At 68.2% G+C, this 18,943-nt stretch carries 21 protein-coding genes; 10 read left to right on the plus strand and 11 right to left on the minus strand.

Annotation, left to right across the window (positions count from 1 at the left end; all coding sequences use genetic code 11):
* Nucleotides 1–41: 41 nt before the first annotated feature.
* The 5 genes from AC6LKD_RS26370 to AC6LKD_RS26390 form a co-directional block, all read right to left on the minus strand.
* Nucleotides 42–728: an AroM family protein gene (locus AC6LKD_RS26370; RefSeq protein WP_498117898.1), complete on the minus strand. Its 687-nt coding sequence runs from the start codon at nucleotides 726–728 to the stop codon at nucleotides 42–44.
* Complete coding sequence (locus tag AC6LKD_RS26375) at nucleotides 725–1,654, minus strand: DUF1177 domain-containing protein (RefSeq protein ID WP_013394718.1); 930 nt, start codon at nucleotides 1,652–1,654, stop codon at nucleotides 725–727. Before AC6LKD_RS26375 ends, AC6LKD_RS26370 begins: the two co-directional genes overlap by 4 nt.
* Nucleotides 1,651–2,355, minus strand: coding sequence for a dipeptidase PepE (pepE, locus tag AC6LKD_RS26380; protein ID WP_498117899.1), 705 nt, complete (start codon nucleotides 2,353–2,355; stop codon nucleotides 1,651–1,653). Before pepE ends, AC6LKD_RS26375 begins: the two co-directional genes overlap by 4 nt.
* 75 nt (nucleotides 2,356–2,430) lie before the next feature.
* Nucleotides 2,431–3,198, minus strand: a complete 768-nt coding sequence (locus AC6LKD_RS26385; protein WP_498117900.1) for an IclR family transcriptional regulator — start codon at nucleotides 3,196–3,198, stop codon at nucleotides 2,431–2,433.
* A gap of 153 nt (nucleotides 3,199–3,351) precedes the next feature.
* Nucleotides 3,352–4,302, minus strand: a complete 951-nt coding sequence (locus AC6LKD_RS26390; protein ID WP_498117901.1) for a LysR family transcriptional regulator — start codon at nucleotides 4,300–4,302, stop codon at nucleotides 3,352–3,354.
* Nucleotides 4,303–4,439: 137 nt separating this feature from the next.
* On the opposite strand from AC6LKD_RS26390, the gene AC6LKD_RS26395 reads away from it, so the two are divergent.
* Nucleotides 4,440–5,432, plus strand: a complete 993-nt coding sequence (locus tag AC6LKD_RS26395) for a Bug family tripartite tricarboxylate transporter substrate binding protein (protein WP_498117902.1) — start codon at nucleotides 4,440–4,442, stop codon at nucleotides 5,430–5,432.
* A 16-nt stretch (nucleotides 5,433–5,448) separates the two neighbouring features.
* Nucleotides 5,449–6,876, plus strand: coding sequence for an amidase (locus AC6LKD_RS26400; RefSeq protein ID WP_498117903.1), 1,428 nt, complete (start codon nucleotides 5,449–5,451; stop codon nucleotides 6,874–6,876).
* A 13-nt stretch (nucleotides 6,877–6,889) separates the two neighbouring features.
* Here AC6LKD_RS26400 and AC6LKD_RS26405 read toward each other — a convergent pair whose 3' ends face one another.
* A complete protein-coding gene (locus AC6LKD_RS26405; protein WP_498117904.1) occupies nucleotides 6,890–7,930 on the minus strand; it encodes a metal-dependent hydrolase in 1,041 nt (346 codons plus the stop codon).
* Nucleotides 7,931–8,036: 106 nt separating this feature from the next.
* Here AC6LKD_RS26405 and AC6LKD_RS26410 point away from each other — a divergent pair, with 106 nt between their 5' ends.
* From AC6LKD_RS26410 to AC6LKD_RS26435, 6 genes are all read left to right on the plus strand, one after another.
* Entirely contained in the window at nucleotides 8,037–8,675 is a 639-nt protein-coding gene (locus tag AC6LKD_RS26410) for a DedA family protein (RefSeq protein ID WP_013394725.1), read from the plus strand.
* Between the two features lie 16 nt (nucleotides 8,676–8,691).
* Nucleotides 8,692–9,213, plus strand: coding sequence for a hypothetical protein (locus AC6LKD_RS26415; RefSeq protein WP_013394726.1), 522 nt, complete (start codon nucleotides 8,692–8,694; stop codon nucleotides 9,211–9,213).
* A 69-nt stretch (nucleotides 9,214–9,282) separates the two neighbouring features.
* On the plus strand, nucleotides 9,283–9,969 hold the full coding sequence (locus AC6LKD_RS26420) for a dUTPase (RefSeq protein WP_013394727.1): 687 nt from the start codon (nucleotides 9,283–9,285) through the stop codon (nucleotides 9,967–9,969).
* 172 nt (nucleotides 9,970–10,141) lie between these two features.
* Nucleotides 10,142–10,864: a 2OG-Fe(II) oxygenase gene (locus tag AC6LKD_RS26425; protein WP_013394728.1), complete on the plus strand. Its 723-nt coding sequence runs from the start codon at nucleotides 10,142–10,144 to the stop codon at nucleotides 10,862–10,864.
* A gap of 50 nt (nucleotides 10,865–10,914) precedes the next feature.
* Nucleotides 10,915–11,619 carry a 2OG-Fe(II) oxygenase gene (locus AC6LKD_RS26430; protein WP_492276337.1) on the plus strand — a complete coding sequence of 235 codons (705 nt, stop codon included), beginning with the start codon at nucleotides 10,915–10,917 and terminating at the stop codon, nucleotides 11,617–11,619.
* Complete coding sequence (locus tag AC6LKD_RS26435; RefSeq protein WP_013394730.1) at nucleotides 11,619–12,365, plus strand: 2OG-Fe(II) oxygenase; 747 nt, start codon at nucleotides 11,619–11,621, stop codon at nucleotides 12,363–12,365. The genes AC6LKD_RS26430 and AC6LKD_RS26435 overlap by 1 nt, the downstream gene beginning before the upstream one ends.
* Nucleotides 12,366–12,428: 63 nt before the next feature.
* On the opposite strand, the gene AC6LKD_RS26440 is transcribed toward AC6LKD_RS26435, so the two are convergent.
* Complete coding sequence (locus AC6LKD_RS26440) at nucleotides 12,429–13,364, minus strand: LysR family transcriptional regulator (protein WP_013394731.1); 936 nt, start codon at nucleotides 13,362–13,364, stop codon at nucleotides 12,429–12,431.
* Between the two features lie 146 nt (nucleotides 13,365–13,510).
* On the opposite strand from AC6LKD_RS26440, the gene AC6LKD_RS26445 reads away from it, so the two are divergent.
* Both AC6LKD_RS26445 and AC6LKD_RS26450 read left to right on the plus strand, forming a co-directional pair.
* Nucleotides 13,511–14,500, plus strand: a complete 990-nt coding sequence (locus AC6LKD_RS26445) for a tripartite tricarboxylate transporter substrate binding protein (RefSeq protein ID WP_492276335.1) — start codon at nucleotides 13,511–13,513, stop codon at nucleotides 14,498–14,500.
* Nucleotides 14,497–15,591, plus strand: coding sequence for a maleylacetate reductase (locus tag AC6LKD_RS26450; protein WP_498117905.1), 1,095 nt, complete (start codon nucleotides 14,497–14,499; stop codon nucleotides 15,589–15,591). The genes AC6LKD_RS26445 and AC6LKD_RS26450 overlap by 4 nt, the downstream gene beginning before the upstream one ends.
* Nucleotides 15,592–15,633: 42 nt before the next feature.
* On the opposite strand, the gene AC6LKD_RS26455 is transcribed toward AC6LKD_RS26450, so the two are convergent.
* The 4 genes from AC6LKD_RS26455 to ehuC all read right to left on the minus strand — a co-directional run bounded on the left by AC6LKD_RS26455 (nucleotide 15,634) and on the right by ehuC (nucleotide 18,941).
* Nucleotides 15,634–16,746 carry an NADH:flavin oxidoreductase/NADH oxidase gene (locus AC6LKD_RS26455; protein ID WP_492276333.1) on the minus strand — a complete coding sequence of 371 codons (1,113 nt, stop codon included), beginning with the start codon at nucleotides 16,744–16,746 and terminating at the stop codon, nucleotides 15,634–15,636.
* Nucleotides 16,747–16,852: 106 nt separating this feature from the next.
* Entirely contained in the window at nucleotides 16,853–17,623 is a 771-nt protein-coding gene (locus tag AC6LKD_RS26460; RefSeq protein ID WP_492276332.1) for an amino acid ABC transporter ATP-binding protein, read from the minus strand.
* The gene (gene ehuD / locus AC6LKD_RS26465; RefSeq protein WP_013394736.1) at nucleotides 17,620–18,291 is read right to left on the minus strand and encodes an ectoine/hydroxyectoine ABC transporter permease subunit EhuD; all 672 of its coding nucleotides are present in this window, start codon (nucleotides 18,289–18,291) and stop codon (nucleotides 17,620–17,622) included. The genes AC6LKD_RS26460 and ehuD overlap by 4 nt, the downstream gene beginning before the upstream one ends.
* On the minus strand, nucleotides 18,288–18,941 hold the full coding sequence (gene ehuC, locus AC6LKD_RS26470; protein ID WP_013394737.1) for an ectoine/hydroxyectoine ABC transporter permease subunit EhuC: 654 nt from the start codon (nucleotides 18,939–18,941) through the stop codon (nucleotides 18,288–18,290). The genes ehuD and ehuC overlap by 4 nt, the downstream gene beginning before the upstream one ends.
* Nucleotides 18,942–18,943 lie beyond the last annotated feature (2 nt).

Here is an 18,943-nt window from a genome sequence, read left to right on the forward strand (position 1 = left end):
GCATCGCTGTGTGCGGCAAGGCCGGAACGGTTCCCGCGGCGTTATTCCAGTATTTGCGCCAGCGTCTGCGCCACCATGCGGTTGGACAGCAGCACCGGCCGGCCCGAGGCTTGCGCCACCGCCTGGCGCATGCGCTCGGCGTAGCCCATGCAATGCATGACGATCAGGTCGCAGGACGCGAGTTCGCGGCCCGCCTGCTCGAAGTTGCGCGCGGCCTGCGCCGCGTCGGCTTCGTAGGGCGAGGCATGCACGACCAGGGTCTCGCAGGACAGCGGCACGACCATGTGGAAGGCGTCGACCTGCGCCTCCAGCGGCACTACCAGCCCCACCTTGCGGCAATGCTCGGCCAGGCCGGCGACCAGGTGGTCCACCACCTGCTGCGGCTCCACCACCAGCGTGCGCATCGGCGCGATCGCGGTGCCAGTGCACAGCGGCACCAGCACGTCGTAGCCCGCCGCGTCGGCCTGGCGCATGACCTCGGCCAGGCGCGCCTCGGCGGCGGCCGCGTCCAGTTCGATCTGCGCACCGTCGCGCATGCGGGTGGCGAAGCGGTACTCGCCCGGCTTGGGCGCCAGCGCGGCCAGGCCGGCAGCATCCAGGCCGTCCAGCGCGCCGAACTCGTCGATGCGCACCTGCTCGCCCAGGAGCGGCGCCATCTCGGGCACCACGTCGCTGCGCGGCGACTGGCCGATGGTGAAGAACGCCACGCGGCGCGGCTGCGCGCTCATGCCGCGCCCGCGTCGACGCGGCCCACCGTCTGCAGATGCGCCATCGAGCCGTAGCGGCTTTGCAGCGCGGCCCATTCGGCTTCATCCACGAAGCTCATCGCGCCCTGTCCGTAGAGCTTGGCGATCTCGATGCAGAAGCGCATGGCGACGTCGGCGTCCACGGCGTTGGTGACGCCCGTGGCGCAGCCCGGCACCGTGGTCTGCGCGGTCAGCGCCACGCCCACCACCGGCGCGCCGGTGACGATCGTAGGCTGCATCAGCGAGTTCACGTGCCACAGGCCGTTTTCGTAGGGCGTGATGTCCTGCGTGGTCAGCGGCAGGGTCACCGGCAGTTCGCCGCTGACCCAGCCCATGACGTCCAGCATGGTTTCGGGAATGCGCAGCAGATAGCCCTGGCGCGCGACCGGCGTCAGCGCCACGCCACGGTGGTTGACCAAGCGGTTGCCGCGTGTGGTGTCGACCGACAGGATCGCGTCCATGCGCGGGTCGACCTCATGCGACATCATTTCGCGCATGGGGAACGGCGAGCGCATCATCGGCACCGGATGGTGCGGCCGCGTGCCGGCGCGGGGGCAAATGTGGGTGCGGATACGCACCGTGCCCGGCAGGACGTCGCCCTGGCGGGCCATGGCCATCAGCTTGAAGGCCGCGGCGATGGCGACCACCGCGCCGTCGCTGTCGGACACCAGGCCGGTGACCGCGGGACGCGCACCGATGCCGCCCAGGCGGCCGACGATGCCGAGTTGCGGCGCGGCGTCATCGAGGCCGGGAATCACGATGGACAGGAATTCGGTGGCGGCGCCGTCGCGCTCCAGCCGGGTCACCTCGACCTCGCAGTTGCCGGCCGCGCGCAGTTGCCCGGCCACGGCCTCGCCGGTGATGTGGGCGGAGGACAGCAGTTCGATGGTATCGATGACGTGCTTCATGCCGGAATCTCCACAGGGCCCGGGCGGAACACGCGCGGCTCGGCACTGCCGATGAACAGCGGCGCATCGTGCGGGCCGATCAGGTCGATCTGGCCGCCGCGCACGCGCAGGGCCGAACCTTCCGGCAGGCCAAGGACCGGCATCTGCGGATTCAGCGTGCAGAATTCGGCCAGGCGCTGGGCGCGGGTTTCGCCGCGATGTCCGGGCGGATGCGCGTTGGTGTAGTGCGGGTTGATCTGGAACGACAGCAAGCCCAGGGCGTCGAAGCCTTGCGGGTCGGTGATGGGCATGTCGTTGGTGGTGCAGATGCTGGGGCAGCTCAGGTTGGAGCCGGCGCTCCAGCCCAGATAGGCCGCGCCCTCGCGCACGCGGCGCGCCACGACGTCAAGCAAGCCCAGGCGGCGCAGCTGGCCGAGCAGGTTGAAGGTGTTGCCGCCGCCCACGATGATGGCCGCGGCGCCTGCCAGCGCGGCCGCGGGATCCTCGGCGCGATGCAGCCCCTGGATGTCCAGGCCGGTATCCGCCAGCGCCGACGCCACCAGCGCGGTGTAGTCGTCCCAGTCGCGCGTGACGCCGGCGTACGGCACGAAGACGGCCGGCGCGCCTTGCGGCAGCGATGCGATCAGTTCGCGGATGTCGGGCAGCGCGTGGACCAGATAGCCGGCGTCGCTGCTGGAGTTGCTGAGGAGCAGTAGGTTCATGTGGAGGATTTCCGTAAGGGATTTTCTGGGTATCCGGCGGCGCGGACGCATCTGTATTTGTGAGCCTGCAAGCGTTCAGGCCAGCCAATAGGGATCGCTCAGTTCGCGCCCCAGCGCCCCGACCTGCCGCAGCACGGACTCGCGCAAGCGCGCGACGCGGTCGGCATCGGCCTGGAAGGAAACGAAGGACAGGCACAGGCCGCGCAGTTCGCCGGTGGCGGGGTCGCGCACGGCGGCGGCCACCGCGCCTATGCCCGGCATGGCCTGGTCGATAGCCACGCCGCAATGGTCCGCCCGAGTCTGCGCCACCAGGCGCGCCAGATCGCCGACCGTGGCGGGGCAGTCGCGGCCTTCCGTGGGCAGCGGCTGATCGGGATCAGTGCCGTACAGCGCCTGGAACTCTGTTTCGCTCAGGCGCGACAGCAGCGCCCGGCCCATGGCGGTGCCCGAAGCGGCGCGGCGCGAGCCGGGCGGCGACAGCACCTGCACCGGGTGCGAGCCGTTCAGGCGTTGCAGCACCACGGTTTCGCGCTGGTTCAGGGTAGAGAGATAGGCGGTCAGGCCGCTGTCGTCGGACAGCCGGGTCAACACGGCGCGGCAGGCATCGTCCAGCGGCGTGGCCGCCATGCCGGCGCGCACGGCCTGGGCCAGCATGGTCCCGGCGCGATAGCGGCGCGTGGCGGCGTCCTGGTCGAGCAGGCCGTAATGCTGCATCTGATTGAGCAGGCGCGATGCGCTGCTCTTGGGCATGGACAGGCGAGCCGCCACTTCGGTGAAGCTCAGCTCCGACGCGCCTTCCGCGTACAGCCCCAGCACGCGCTGGACGCCATCGAGAATACTCATGATTGTTCCATAAAACGGAACTTATGTTCCTTTAAGTTGAACAAGAATAATGCAGGGGCTGGATGGCGGTCAATACGGAAACGCCATGAAAAAGCCCCCGGGTCACCGGGGGCAGAAATCCGTCGGATCAGCCAGTCGAGAGGAATGGAACCCTTACTCGATCGTCTTCCCGTCCTGCGGCGCACCGCAGAATTGCAGAAACCGATGGAGCGGAGGATGCCGTTCGGCGGCGCGCTGCCAAGCGATGATCGTGGGCGGATTGTGTTCGTGCAGGTCGACCGGCAGGATGACAGCCTCGGCTGCTCGGGTCAGACGTTGCGCCGCCGCCAGCGGCAGCATGACCAGATAATCCGTGCTGCGGATGAACTCGTCGGTAAGCAGCAGATCGCTCACCTGGATACCACGCAGCGGCAGGCTCAAATCCGCCCCCAGAAACAACGCGGTCAGCTTGTCATGCATCATCGTGCCCGAACGCGGCTTGCACCAGGGCTGCGCGTGCAGATCCTTCAGCGTGAGGCGCCGCCGCGCCGCCAGCGGCGATAACCGCGCATTGGCGACAACCACCAAGGGCTGCGGCGCCACCAGCCGCAAGCGGCCCAGGCCGGGTGCGATCAGCTCGGGCGCGTCGTAACACACCAGCGCATCCAGCTTGTCGTCCAGCAGCAGGTCCGCCATGGCGCGATACCCGCCAGCCTGCACGTCGAGGGCAACGCCCGTCTGCGCCTGGTTGAAGGCATGGATCAACGGCGCCAGGCTCAGCTTGCCCATATCCGTGGCCACGCCGATCCGTAGCTCGCCTTGGTGGCCGCCGCGCACGTCCATGACTGTCTGGGCCAGCCCGCGCGCCTGCGCCACCACGGCTTCCATCATGGGCAGGACCTGGCGGCCCATTTCCGTCGGACGCTTGGCATTGCCCATGCGCTCGAACAACTTGAATCCCAGCTGCGATTCCAGTTCAGCCAGGGTTTTCGAGACCGCCGATTCGCTCACGTTCGCGGCCACGGCGACCTCCTTGGCCGAGGGCGCATCGCGCAAGGCCAGCGCAATCTGCAAATGCCGCAGCTTGAGGCGGGAGGCTAGGGACTCCAGGGATGGCTTGAGCATTTCCTCAATACCTTGAGCAAATAATTCACTATACGGTAAAGCCAGGCGATCCGATCATAGTGGCATAGCGCGTGGCCATGGGCCGATCCGAGGGCATCAGATCCGCGGACGTGAAGCCGCGCCGACAGGAGACCGACTTGCTGGACCGCACCCGACTACTTGCCTTCATCCTTGCCGCCGCGACGACGGCCTGCCTGCCACCCAGCGCCATGGCCCAGGAGCCGGCCGGCGGCGACAAGGTCGTACGCCTGATAGTCGGCTACGCAGCGGGCGGCGCGGCCGACGCCGTGGCCCGCGCCTACGCCGAACAGCTGCAGACGGCGGGGTATGCCAATGTCATCGTCGAGAATCGTCCCGGCGCATCGGGACGGCTGGGTTTCGATGTGGTGAAGCGGGCCAAGACAGACGGCCTGACCTTGTATCTCGGCTCGTCGCCAATGTTCGTGATCTTTCCCCTGACCTACAAGAAGCTGGGGTACGACCCAGATCACGACTTGCGCCCCGTCGCTCTGGTGGCGGACGTGCCTACCGGCGCTGTGACGGGCGCCGCCCAACCGTATGGCAGCATGGCTGAATACGTGCAATGGGCCAAGCAGGCAGGCGCCAAGGCGACCTTGGGCCTGGCGACGCAAGGCAGTCCCGGTCAGCTTGGAACCATAGAGATGGGCAGCCAGAACGGCCTCGAAGTCGTGCCGGTACTCTACCGCGGCGCTGCGCCCATGCTGGTGGACGTGGCCGGCGGCGAGGTATCGATGGGCTGGGACGCCGTCGCCAGCATGCTGCCGCTGCATAACGCCGGCAAGGTGAAATTCCTGGGCGTGGCCGGCAGCCGCCGCCTGCCTACGCTGCCCAATGTGCCGACGCTGCTGGAACAGGGCTACCCGCAGTACCAGCATGCCGCCAGCTGGTATGGCGTGTACGCGCCCGCAGCCACGCCGGACGCCACCATCGCCCAGCTGGAACAGGCTTTCATCGCGGCCGGCAAGCGGCCGGCGCTGGTGGAAAAACTGCAGACTGCGGGCTTCCTGGTCGAACCCCAGGACGCACAGGCCGCCAAGCGCCGCATCGGCGTCGAGCGCGCGCACTGGGCCCCCATCGTCAAGGCCGCCGGCATTTCCTTCGACGAATAGGCGGAACGTGGCTTCGATGAGCGATTCTCTTTGCGAGCTGAGCGCGGTCGAGGCCGCGCGCCTGGTCCGAACCAAGGCCGTGTCCCCGGTAGAGCTGGTACGCGCCTCGCTGGACCGGGCCGAGCGACTGCAACCCGTCTTGAACTGTTTCATCACCTTGTGCGCCGACCAGGCTATCGCCGAGGCCAGGCTTGCCGAAGCCGCGCTGATGCGCGGCGATGCGGCGGGCCTCTTGCATGGCCTGCCCTACACGGTGAAGGACCTGGTCAATACCGCGGGCGTGCGGACCACCTTCGGCGCCGTGCCGTTCAGCGCGAACGTGCCGGCCGAAGACGCCGTGGCGGTGGCGCGGCTGCGCCAGCATGGCGCCATCCTGATCGGCAAGACCACGACGCCTGAGTTCGGCTCCAAGTCGATGACCGATTCCCCGCTGTTCGGCCATACCCGCAACGCCTGGAACCTGGAACGCACCTGCGGCGGTTCGAGCGGCGGCGCCGCCGCGGCGACGGCCGCCGGCATCACGGCGCTGGCGGTGGCCAGCGATGGCGGCGGCTCCACCCGCATTCCCGCCGCGTGCAACGGCGTGGTGGGATTCAAGCAAAGCCTGGGCGCGATACCGCACAGCCAGGCGCAGGACGCCATCGGCAACCAGACCTATGTGACGCCGACCACGCGCAGCGTGGCCGATACCCGTTTGATGATGGCGGCCATGGCCGGCCCGCATGATTGCGATCCGTGGTCCCTGGGAGTGCCCAGCGCCGACTACGCCGGCGCGGCGGCCTCCCACGAAACGCTGCGCGGCAAGCGCATACGCTACTGCGCCGCCCCGCCCGGCCGCCCCGTGGCTGCCGACGTGCGCCGCGCATTCGAGGCGGCACTGGCGCGCCTGGCCGATCTGGGCGCGGAAGTCGAGCCGTTCGACGGCGCGGGCTTCGATGTCGAGCCGATCTGGCGCGTCATCAACCACACCGTCTGGCGCACCCGCTTCCTGCCCCTGATCGAGCGCGAGCCCGACGCCTACAGCGCCACCTTCCGGCGGCAGATCGCCACCGCCTCGGCGTTCAGCGCCCAGCAATACCAGGAAGCCATGTTTGCCCGCACCGCGCTCTATCGCAAGGTGCAGGCGCTGTTCGATCAAGCCGACCTGCTGGCCATGCCGACCATGTCCCGCACCGCCTTGCCCCTGGGCACGGACATCTTCGACACCATGGACATTGACGACCGCTCGTTCGGCGACATCCGCGCCCATTGGTATCCGTGGACCATGCTGTTCAACCTGACCGGCCACCCCGCCGTCAGCGTGCCTTGCGGACTGGGCCAGGATGGCCTGCCGCTGGGCTTGCAACTGGTTGGCCCCTGCCACGGCGACCTGCAGCTGTTGCTGGCGGCCGAGGCCTACGAGCAGGCCTGCGCGCCGGCGCCGCGGCCGCCGGTCATGGCATAGTCCGCGTCCCGGCCTATCGCGTCGACAGCTCCGACCACTGCGCCAGCGGCAAGGGCGGCTGCGCATGCAGGATGCGGCCCAGCACCAGCTTCAGCTCAGCCCAGCCGCCGCGCTCGGTGGGCCAGATGGAAGGCGTCACCGCCTGCCAGCTACCGTCCGCCGCGCGTTCCGCCATCTTGAAGCGGAAGGTGTAATGCCCCGCCATTCCCATGCGCAGGTCCGTCACCACCAGCGCGTTGCCGATGACGTCGTAGCGCAGCCAGTCGTCCGTGAACCAGCGCAGGCGCTGGTGCAGCGGTACGTCCGCAAGGGCCTGCGCAGTATCCAGGTTGAGCGGCTGGCGCAGCCATTCCGGCGGATCCCGGTCGAACAGGCTGCTGACCGACTCGTAATAGTGGCCGTCGGGCGTCTTGGCGATGACGCGCCACACCAGCGTGTTGAAAGGCATGGGCACCGCGCGCAGTTCGCTGACGGCAATGCCCTGCGCCTGCATCGCCTCGCGCACGCGGTCCTCGGCGGCAATGCGCGCGGCCAACCCGAATCCCAGGTAGGCCGTGCTGAAGACCAGCGCGGCGGCCAGCAGCCTGCGCGCGGTGCGCGTCATGCCGAAGCCGACGGCGAACAGCACCGCCAGCAACAACGGCACGGTATAGACCGGGTCGATGATGAACACGGCGGCCCAGCTTTCAGGAATGAGCGCCAGCGGCCAGAATAGCTGCGTCCCGTAGACCGTGAAGGCGTCCAGCACGGGATGGGTCACCAGCACCAGCCATAAGGTCAGGAACAGCCGGCGTCCGCTGTACGGCGCCTGCGGCCAGTATTTGCGGATCAGCCAGGTCAGGAAGACCGCCAGGCCGGTCAGCACGAAGACCGAATGCGAGAAACCGCGGTGGTAGGTCATGAGCGACACCGGGTCCGGGTAGCTCATCAGCACGTCCAGGTCCGGCACTGTCGCCAGCGCCGCGCCGTAGATCAGCGCCCGGCGCCCCTGCACCCGTCCCAACAGGGCGCCCTGTATGCCCGCGCCCAGCACCGCCTGCGTAACCGAATCCATAACTCTCCAACATTTAGCTTCATCCAGACGGACTATACGGCGCACCGGCAGTTCCGCAGGCGTTAACATACCCGATTGCGTTCAGCTAAATTTCAACTTTGTATCCATGGACCAATACGTCGACCAGATCGCGATGTTCATCGAGGCCAACCAGGCCTGGGCGGGCCCGATTACCTTCCTGCTCACCCTCGGCGAATCGATGGTGCTGCTGGGCCTGTTCATCCCGGCCACGGCCCTGATGCTGCTGACCGGCGGCCTGATCGGCGCGGGCACCCTGAACCCCTGGAGCATCATCGCCTGGGGCATCGCCGGCGCCATCGTGGGCGACGCCCTGTCCTACTGGCTGGGCCGCTGGGCCGGTCCCGGCGTCCTGCGCCGCTGGCCGCTGAAGCAACAGCGCAGCGGCGTGGCGCGCGCCCGCCTGTTCTTCTACCGCTACGGCTTCGCTTCCGTGCTGATCGGCCGCTTTCTGGGGCCTATCCGCTCCACCATCCCCACGGTCGCCGGCGTGATGGGCATGGGACACAGCCGCTTCCAGCTGGCCAACGTCACGTCCGCCATCCTGTGGATGCCGTTGATGCTGGCGCCGGGCTACATCACGGCGCGCAGCCTGGGCACGGCGGACAATGCGCAACAGATTGCCATGATGATCGGCGCGGGACTCTCGGTGCTGCTAGGATGCGGGCTGTTGATAGCCATGCTGCGCAAGCGCCGGGTCCCGGCGCGCCAACGCCGCGGCAACTGAACCGGAGAGAGGGGCCATGGCCATAGATGGGGAGCCCAGGAATGGCGACTTCGCGCGCTATATCGAGAACCTGACGCGTGCCGGCGGCGTAACGCCGGGGCAGGTTCCCGACAAGCGGGCGCAATCCCGCCCGGCAGCTCCCCCGCCCCCTCCCGCGCCCCCGGCCTCTCCCTCTGAAACGCTATCCGGCGCGCCCTGGGGCAAGCCGGCCCCGCCGCCCCTGCAATCGCGGCAAGCGCCCGCGGCTCCGGGCCAGACAGATGCCGCCGAGGTATCGATGGCCCGCCAAGCCACCCAGCGCAAGATCGGCGTCATCCTGACGGTGGGCGGCATCCTGGCCGGCTGGGCCGGAGCGCGCATCATCTTCGAAGCCCTGCGCGGCCCCGGGTTCGACCTGGACGAGGCCATGCCCGCCGTCTTCCTGTTCTTCTTCGCCATGATGCTGTTCAAGGCCGCCCGCAACGCGCGCAATCCGCGCGGCAAGGCGCCGCTGCCTCCGCTCAAGCGCTCTTCTTACCGCAAGGACGGCGACGCCTGATTCCGCCACCGGGGCGGCCCGGCTCGGGCGGGCAATGGTGCTAACATTTCCGCCGCTGTCGAAAGACCCATGAACCACGGAGTAAAAGTGAATAACGTAGTCGGATTGAACCAGGCCCAGGCGGCCACGATGCTGAAGCTGCAGGGCCACTTGAACAGCATGATCAATCCGGATTGGGTCAACGGCGGAGCCCGCTTCCTGCGCGCCGCCTTCGTCGAATCCGCCGAGGCGCTGGAACACTACGGCTGGAAGTGGTGGAAGAAGCAGACCATCGACCTGCCGCAGGTGCAAATGGAACTGGTGGACATCCTGCACTTCTACCTGTCGCACACCATCGTGCAAGCCCGCGGCGACATCGGCGCCGCCGCCGGCGCGCTGGTCGCCGACCTGTCCGGCCCGGCCTCGGTCGCGCTGGACGGCAAGACCCACACGCTGGACCAGTTGAACGTGCCCGAGCTGCTGGAACTGATCGGCGGCCTGGCCGTGTGCGGCCGCGCCAGCTTCAAGGTGCTGGAACAGACCATGACGTCCTGCGACATGAGCTGGAACGACGCCTACACGCAATACGTGTCCAAGAACGTGCTGAACATCTTCCGCCAGCAGCATGGCTACAAGGAAGGCACTTACATCAAGATCTGGAACGGCGAGGAAGACAACGTCGTGCTGGCCCGCCTGCTGTCGCAGCTGGACCCCGCGCGCGAGGATTTCGCCGACCAGCTGCATCGCGAACTGGAGCAGGCGTACTCGCGCCTGTAAGCGCCCGCCTGCCCCGCCCGCCTGAAAGACGCCGCGCTCGCGGCGTTTTTTCATGGCGGCAGCGCCAGGCTCCCAGGGAAGCGCGCTTCCCAGCCAAGCGCAAGGAACGGAGTTTTAAAAGAGGCGTGAGTTTTTATACTGAACGGGTCTTCAAGCGCAGAGAGGATCCGGCATGCACGCCGCGGCAAGCGAGAACCAGGCGATGAACGCCGCCCGCTATGACTGGGTGACTGTGGAGCATGCCCTGGATGCCCATGGCAACGCCGTACTTCCCCGACTGCTGACGGCGCGGCAATGCCGCGGCCTTTCCGCTCTTTACCCGGACGAAGCGCGCTTCCGTTCGCGCATCATCATGGCGCGCCATGGATTCGGACGCGGCGAATACCAATACTTCGCGTACCCCTTGCCGCCGTTGCTCGACTGCCTGCGCCATGCGCTTTATGCCCGGCTCGCGCCGATAGCCAACCGCTGGAATCAACAACTGCGCAAGGATACGCAGTACCCGCCTGAACTGGACGCCTTCCTGCAACGCTGCCATCGGGCGGGCCAGGCCCGCCCCACGCCATTGATGCTGCAATACGGCGAGGGCGACTACAACTGCCTGCACCAGGATCTCTATGGCGAGCATGTGTTTCCGCTGCAGGTCGCCATCCTGCTGTCCGAACCCGGCAAGGATTTCACCGGCGGCGAATTCGTCATGACCGAGCTTGGCGCCAATGGCCAGCGCGCCGACGTCGTGGCGCTGAACCAGGGCGACGCCGTGGTGTTCACCGTCAATCAACGGCCTGCGGCGGGCGCGCGCGGGCCGCGCAAGGTCGCCATGCGGCACGGCGTGAGCCGCGTGCGCGGCGGCCTGCGCCACACCGTGGGCCTTATCTTCCATGACGCAGCATGACGCCACGCTCGCTTCCGAACATCGATGAGAACCCTATGCATGACAGCGGCATGACCGCCCTCGAGACCCGCCTGGAGCGCCTGGACTGGGCAGACATCGGATCGCAGCTCGATACCGAAGGCTATGCCTTGCTGCCCGGATTGCTGGACACCGAGCTGGCGCGCAGCCTGGCGCGGCAGGTCGACGCGCCGCAAGCCAGGCGGGTAAGCCTGGAATCCAGCGGGCTGGGGCGCGGCGAACTGTACTACTTCGACGCCGCCATGCCGGCGCCGCTGGAGCCGGTGCGCGCGTCGCTGTACCGCCGGCTGGCCGGCCATGCCAATCGCTGGAACGAGCGCATGGGCGCCAGCCTGCGCTACCCCGCCGAGCTGCCGGAATTCCTGGCGCGCAACCGGCAGGCGGGCCAGACCAGGGCGCGCTCTCACCTGAACCGACTCGGCGTCGACGACTACGTGGCGCTGCATCAGCGCAATGATGGCGAGCAGGTATTCCCCATGCAGGTAGTCGCGCTGCTGTCCGAACCGGGCGATGGCTTTCAGGGCGGCGAATTCGTGATGACGGAGCAGCGTCCGCGCATGCAGTCGCGTCCGATGGTGGCGCCGCTCAAGTTCGGCGACGCCGCCATCATCGCCACGGCGGAACGCCCCTTCTCGGGTTCCAAGGGCGACTATCGCGTCAATCTCAAGCATGCCGTCAGCCGCGTGCGCAAGGGCGAGCGCGTCGGCCTGGAACTGTATTTTCACGATGCGCCCTGATGCCAACCTGCACCATGCCGACAACGATCCTGCAACACGAGCCGCCTGAAGCCCGGATTGCGGCGGCCGACTGGCAGGCCGCCGAAGACGCGCTCGGCCGCGATGGCTACGCCGTCCTGCCCGCGCTGCTGACGTCCGCCCAGTGCAGGGAACTCGCGCGCAGCTACACCGACGAAGCGCGCTTTCGCAGCCGCATCGTGATGGAGCGCTATGCGTTCGGCCGGGGCGAGTACAAGTACTTCGGCTACCCGCTGCCCGACGCCGTCCAAGGCTTGCGGCAGTCGCTCTATCCTCGCCTGGCGCCCATCGCCAACCGCTGGCATGCCGCCATGCGGATCGAGGAACGTTTTCCCGCGACCCACGACGAGTTCCGCGACATCTGCCATGCGGCGGGCCAACGGCGGCCCACGCCGCTGCTGCTGCGGTATCAGGTGAACGATTACTGCTGCCTGCATCAGGACTTGTACGGCGATCACGTCTTTCCGTTCCAGGTCATCTTCCTGCTGGACGAGCCAGGGCGCGACTTCGAAGGCGGCGAACTGCTGTTGGCCGAAAGCAACCCCAAGCAGCCTGGCCGGGCCGACGTGGTGCCGCTGCGGCAAGGCGATGCCGTGGTGCTTGCCGTCAACCACAAGCCGGTGCGTTCGGGGCGCGGCTATTACCGGGCCCATCTGCGGCACGGTGTCAGCCGGCTGCGCAAGGGCGAGCGGCACACGCTGGGGATCATTTTCCACGACGCCAAATAAGGCGCGGCGCCAGCGGGGCCGCCCAGCCGCGGATGACGACCGCGCAACCTGTTTCCAGGCGCGTCAGGCCGCGCGCGCCGTCTCGATGGCCGCGTCCCACACCAAAGGGGAGCCGATCTGCCGCCGCAACTGCTCGGTGAAAGCGCGGATACGCGCATTGGCGCGCGGCATGGCGCGCAGCAGATAAATGCCGCTTTCCGGCGGCGGACTGGCGTCCTCCAGCGTCAACTGCACCAGGCGCCCGGCGCCGATGTCCGCGCCCGCGGACCAGTTGGGCATGAGCGCGATGCCCAGCCCTTCCAGCGCCGCGAACCGGCGCGCGTCGCAATCGTCGCATTCCAGCACGAATCGGGCGTCCTGCGCCCACTGGCCATCGCCCAGCTCGCGCCAGCCGCGCACGCTGGTGCTGTGGCGCCGGTCGATCAGGCGATGGCGCGACAGGTCCGCCAGCGTGCGCGGCACGCCATGACGCTCCAGGTATGAGGGCGCGGCGCAGATCAGGTAGCGATGGCTGCCGATGCGCTGCCCGATCAGGCTGCTGTCGGGCTGCTGCCCCACCCGCACCACCACGTCCATGCGCTCCACCACCGGGTCCACCACGCGCTCGGTCAACTCCAGCTCCACCTGCAACTGCGGATGGCGTTCGCCCAGCTGCTGCAGCATGGGCACCACGTAGCGCCGCGCGAACGCGGGCAGGCAACTGACGCGCAACAGGCCTTGCACGGTCTGCTCCAGAGATATGACTTCGGAGCGCGCCTCGGTCATGTCGTGCAGGATCTTCACGGCGCGCTCGTAGAGCACCTCGCCTGCCTCGGTCGGCATCAGGGCGCGGGTGGAGCGCACGAACAGCGGCACCTTGAGTTCGGACTCCAGCGCGCCGATCTGCCGCGCCACGGACGAGGCCACCATGCCACGGCGGCGGGCCACCTCGGAAAAGCTCTGAGCGCGGGCGACGTCGACGAAGATGGACAGGCTTTCGGCGAATTTGACGGTTTTCATTTGTGCGTATGGCGCAAAAGGCTTTGGCGTGCGACGCCAGCTTTCCTGGGGAATTTGCCAATTACGATACCGTGCATGGCCGCACTTTGGCAATTTTGACAAAGATAGACGGCCGGATACAACGACGATAAGCCCAGGAGACCCGCATGCCCCCTATTACCGCCCCCCGCCGCTCGCCCCGCGCCCTGCTGGCGACCGCCGCCCTCGCCGCAGGCGCCTGGGCCACCGCCCTGCCCGCGCTGGCGGATTCCTATCCCAGCAAGCCGGTGACGATCGTGGTGCCTTTTGCCGCGGGCGGCACCGTGGACCGGGTGGCGCGCCAGGTGCAGCAGGCGCTGCAGGACAAGCTGGGCCAGACGGTGGTCATCGACAACCGCGGCGGCGCCGGCGGCACCATAGGCACGGCGCTGGTCGCCAAGTCCGCGCCCGACGGCTACACCGTCGAAATGGTGTTCGATTCCTACGCCACCGAGCAGCACATCTACCCCAAGCTGCCCTATGACACGGCGCGCGACCTGACCGGCGTGTCGTACATGGTGCGTTCGCCCATGGTGCTGGCGGTGACGGCCAGCGGCCCCTACCAGACGCTGGCCGATTATGTGGCGGCCGGCAAGAAGGGCAGCGTGTCCTACGCCTCGGTCGGCGCGGGCAGCTCCAACCACCTGGCGGCCGAGATGTTCCACCAGGCCGCGGGCACCAGCGGCATCCATACGCCCTACCGGGGCGGCGGTCCGGCCGTGTCGGATCTGATGGGCGGACACGTGGAATCCATCATCGCCAGCCTGCCGCTGGTGCTGCCCCACATCCAGAGCGGCAAGCTGCGCGCGCTGGCGGTGACCGCGCCCAAGCGCGTCGCCGCCCTGCCGGACGTGCCCGCCATCGCCGAAAGCTATCCGGGATTCGAGATCTATTCCTGGGTGGGCATGGTGGCGCCGGCGCAAACGCCGGCGGCGACGCTGGACAAGCTGGCCGACGCCACCATCGCGGCGCTGCGCGACCCGGCCGTCGCCGGACGCATCACCGAATCCGGCTTCGAAGTGGTGGCCGGCGGCCGCGACGACATGAACCGGCTGGTGCAGGCCGAATCCCAACGCTGGGGCCAGCTCATCAAGAGCCGCGGAATCGTTGCACAATGACCGACATGCAGACCGGGAACGCCATGCAATCCTTCATCTACGCCAGCCGCGCCCAGCGCGTGGTCTTCGGACCGGGCAGCCTGGGCGGCCTGGCGGCCGAACTCGATACGCTGGGGCTGCGGCGCGCGCTGGTGCTTTGCACGCCGCCGCAGCGCGCGCAGGCCGAACGGGTCGCAACCTTGCTGGACGAGGCGCGCGTGGCCGGGATCTTCGACCAGGCCGTGATGCACGTGCCGATCGAGATCGCGCGCCAGGCGCGGGAGGCGGCGCGCGAGCTGGGCGCCGATTGCGCGGTAGCCGTGGGCGGCGGCTCCACCATCGGCCTGGGCAAGGCCATCGCCCTGGACTCCGGGCTGCCGGTCATCGCGGTGCCCACCACCTATGCGGGCTCGGAAATGACGCCGATCTACGGCATCACCGAGGCCGGCATGAAGAAAACCGGCAAGGATGACCGCGTCCTGCCGCGCAGCGTGGTGTACGACCCGGAACTGAGCCTGTCGCTGCCGGTATCGATGAGCGTGACCAGCGGCATCAATGCCATCGCCCACGCGGCCGAAGGCCTGTATGCGCGCGACGGCAATCCGATCATGGACCTGATGGCGCAGGAAGGCATACGCGCGCTGGCGCAGTCGCTGCCCGCCATTCACGCCGGCGCCGGCGGCGCGGATCTGCTGCAGGCGCGCAGCAACGCGCTCTACGGCGCCTGGCTGTGCGGAACGGTGCTGGGCAGCGTGGGCATGGCACTGCATCACAAGCTCTGCCACACGCTGGGAGGCAGCTTCAACCTGCCGCACGCCGAAGTCCACACCGTGGTGCTGCCCCACGCCCTGGCCTACAACGCCGCGGCCGCGCCGCAAGCCATGGAGCGCATCGCGGCGGCGCTGGGCGCACCGGCTGCGGCGGCTGGCGTGTTCGACCTGGCCCGGTCGCTGGGCGCGCCCACCGCGCTGCGCGATATCGGCATGCGCGAGCAAGACCTGGACCGCGCCTGCGACATCGCCTTGCAAACGCCCTACCCCAATCCCCGCCCGCTGGAGCGCGAGGCCTTGCGGACCTTGCTGCAAAACGCCTACGACGGCACGCGGCCATAGGACGGGATTCAGGCAGGCCGCGGACCTGCCTGCCGCTTTCGCCTAGCGCTGGCCGAAGCGGGTTTCGCCGAACAGCGCCTTCTGATCCCGCGGCTGCGAGCGCCAGTATTGGCGCGGCGCGCTGACCTGGCCGCCCAATTGCGCCGCGGCATGCCAGGGCCAGCGCGGGTCGTACAGCATGCCGCGCGCCAGCGCGACCATGTCGGCCTGACCGTGCTCCAGGATGTCTTCCGCCTGTTGCGCCTCGGTGATCAGGCCCACCGCGATGGTGGGCATGCCCACCTTGCGCTTGATCTCGTCGGCGAACGGCACCTGATAATTCGGCCCGGCGGGGATCTTCTGCTGCGGCGAAACGCCGCCGCTGGAGACGTCGATGAACTCGCAGCCCCGTTCCTTCAAGGCCTGCGCCAACACCAGCGTCTGTTCCAGATCCCAGCCGCCCTCGACCCAATCGGTGGCGGATACGCGCACGCCCAGCGCCACGGACGGCGGCGTGAGCTCGCGCAGCGCCTGGAAGACTTCCAGCGGAAAACGCATGCGGTTCTCAAGCGAGCCGCCGTAGGCGTCGTCGCGCCGGTTCGACAAGGGCGACAGGAACTGGTGCAGCAGATAGCCGTGCGCAGCGTGCAGCTCGATCGCGTCGAAGCCCAGCCGGATAGCCCGTTTGGCGCTGGCCACAAAGGCATCGCGGATACGCGCCAGGCCTGCCGCGTCGAGCGCATGGGGCGCGGGTTCGGACGCGTTGTGCGGCAGCGCCGAGGGCGCCCAGCCCTGCCAGCCGCCAGCCTCGGGCGGGACCAGTTGGCCGCCGTTCCAGGGCGCGTCGCTGGAAGCCTTGCGGCCCGCGTGGGCGAGCTGTATGCCCAGCTTGATGGGCGCATAGCGGCGGATGGCGGCGACGACGCGGCCGATCGCCGCCTCGGTTTCGTCGGACCACAGGCCCAGATCTCCCGGGGTGATGCGGCCGTCGGGCTCCACGGCGGTGGCTTCCACGAACAGCAGCGCGGCGCCGGACAAGGCCAGGTGTCCCAGATGGATCATGTGCCAATCGGTCGCCAGGCCATTTTCAGCCGAGTACTCGCACATGGGCGCGATGACGATGCGGTTGGCCAGCTCCAGCTGGCCGATGGAGATGGGACTGAAAAGCAGGGACATGCTGGAGCCTCCGGGGCATGGGATGCGAAAGCATAGCGCCCCAACCCGGCTGGCGGCCTGAATACCGCAGGCCCGGGCGGGGTCAACCGCAGCCGCGAGCGATACGCTACTGCCCTTCGATCACCGAATCCAGGAACTGGCGCGTGCGCGCCTCTTGGGGCTGGCTGAACAGCACCGACGATTCGGCGTCCTCGACGATATTGCCCTCGTCGAAGAACAGGGTCCGGTCCGAACTGCGTTCGGCGAACTTCATCTGGTGGGTCACGATGATCATCGTCATGCTGCGCCGGGCCGACAGGTCGCGCAGGATTTGCAGGATGCCGCCCACCAGTTCCGGGTCCAGCGCCGAGGTCACCTCGTCAAACAGCATGATGTCGGGGCACATGGCCAGCGCGCGCGCGATGCCCACGCGCTGCTTCTGCCCCCCCGACAACTGCGCCGGATAGACCTCCAGCTTGTCGCCCAGGCCGACCATTTCCAGGTATTCCACGGCGCGTTCGCGCGCCTGGATGCGCGACATGCCCAGCACGTGCAGCGGCGCCTCCATGGCGTTGGCCAGCGCCGTCATGTGCGGGAACAGGTTGAAGTGCTGGAACACCATGCCGATCTTGCCGCGGACCTTGCGCAGATGGTCCGAATTGGGCCCGGCGGGGCGGCCCTGGGCGTCGGTCCACATGGGCACGCCATCGATCTCGATGTCGCCGCTGGTGGGCCGGTCCAACGTCATCAGCACGCGCAGCAGGGTGGACTTGCCCGAGCCCGAAGGGCCGATCACGGCCACGGTCTGGCCCGACGGGATCTCCAGGTTGATGCCGCGCAGCACCTCCAGATCGCCGTACTGCTTGCGCAGGTTCTTGATGCTTACGCTGGCGCTCATCGCTTTCCTCCATATCGTTGCAGGCGGGCCTCCAGGCCGCGCACGCCCCAGGCCGCCACTAGGCTCAGCGCCAGGAACAGCAGGCCCACCAGGGTCAGGGGCTCGGTGTAGCGGAACGTCGCCGAGCCGATCATCTTGCTTTGCTGCAGCAGTTCCACCACGGTGATCGCCGACAGCAGCGGCGTGTCCTTGAACATGGCGACCAGGTAATTGCCCAGCGCCGGCACCACCGGCGGAATCGCCTGCGGCAGCACCACGCCCACCGCCGTGCGCCAGCGCGACATGTTCAGCGCGGTGGCAGCCTCCCATTGGCCGCGCGGCACCGCCTCGATGCCGGCACGGTAGACCTCGGCGCAATAGGTCGCGTAGTGCAGGCCCAGCGCGGCGATGCCGGTGGCCAGCGGCGACAGCCGCACGCCGGTCAGGGGCAGGACGTAGAACAGGAAGTACATCTGCACCAGCAAGGGCGTGCTGCGCACGAACTCGATCACGAAAGCCGTGGGCAGCGACACGATGCGCAGGCGCGAACGCCGCAACAGCGCCAGCGCCAGGCCGAGCGTGACGGCCACCAGCATGCCCAGCACGGTGGCCTGGATCGTGATGAGCAGCGCGGAGCCCAGCGTGGGCAGGATTTCCAGGGCGAAGGACCAATCGAATACCGGCTTCATCGCACGCGCACCTTGCGTTCCAGCAGCCGCACGCCGGCCGTGATCAGCAGGGCCACGGCAAAGTACATCAGCAGCATCAGGGTGAAGATCTCGGTGGTGCGCAAGGTCTCGCTGCGCAGTAACTGGCCGCGGAAAGTCAGGTCGGTGATGGTGATGAGGGACACCAGCGCGGTGTTCTTCAGCAGTTCGATCAGCAGGTTGCCGGCCGGCGGCAGCATGGCCGGCACGGCCTGCGGCACCACGATGCGGCGCATGATCTGGCCGCGCGTCAGGTTCAGCGCGACGCCGGCTTCGCGCTGGCCCGGCGGCACCGCGCGGATCGCGCCGCGCACCACTTCCGCGCCATAGGCGCCGGCATTCAGCGCCAGCACCACGATGCCCACCAGCATGGCGGGCAGTTGCACGCCGAACAGCGGCAGCACGAAATAGAACCAGAACAGCTGCACCAGGGCCGAGGTGCCGCGGAACACCTCGACGTAGACCGCCGCGATCCAGCGCAAGGGACGCAGGGAGGACAGGCGCCCGATGCCCGCAGCCAGCGCCAGCGGGACGGCCAGCACCACCGCGCCGGCCATGATCTCAAGCGTGACCGCCAGCCCTTGCAGCAGTGGCGGCACGAGCTCGGCGAAATGCTCGGATATCAACCGCATGC

It is taken from the genome of Achromobacter sp. D7-1 (assembly GCF_059760445.1).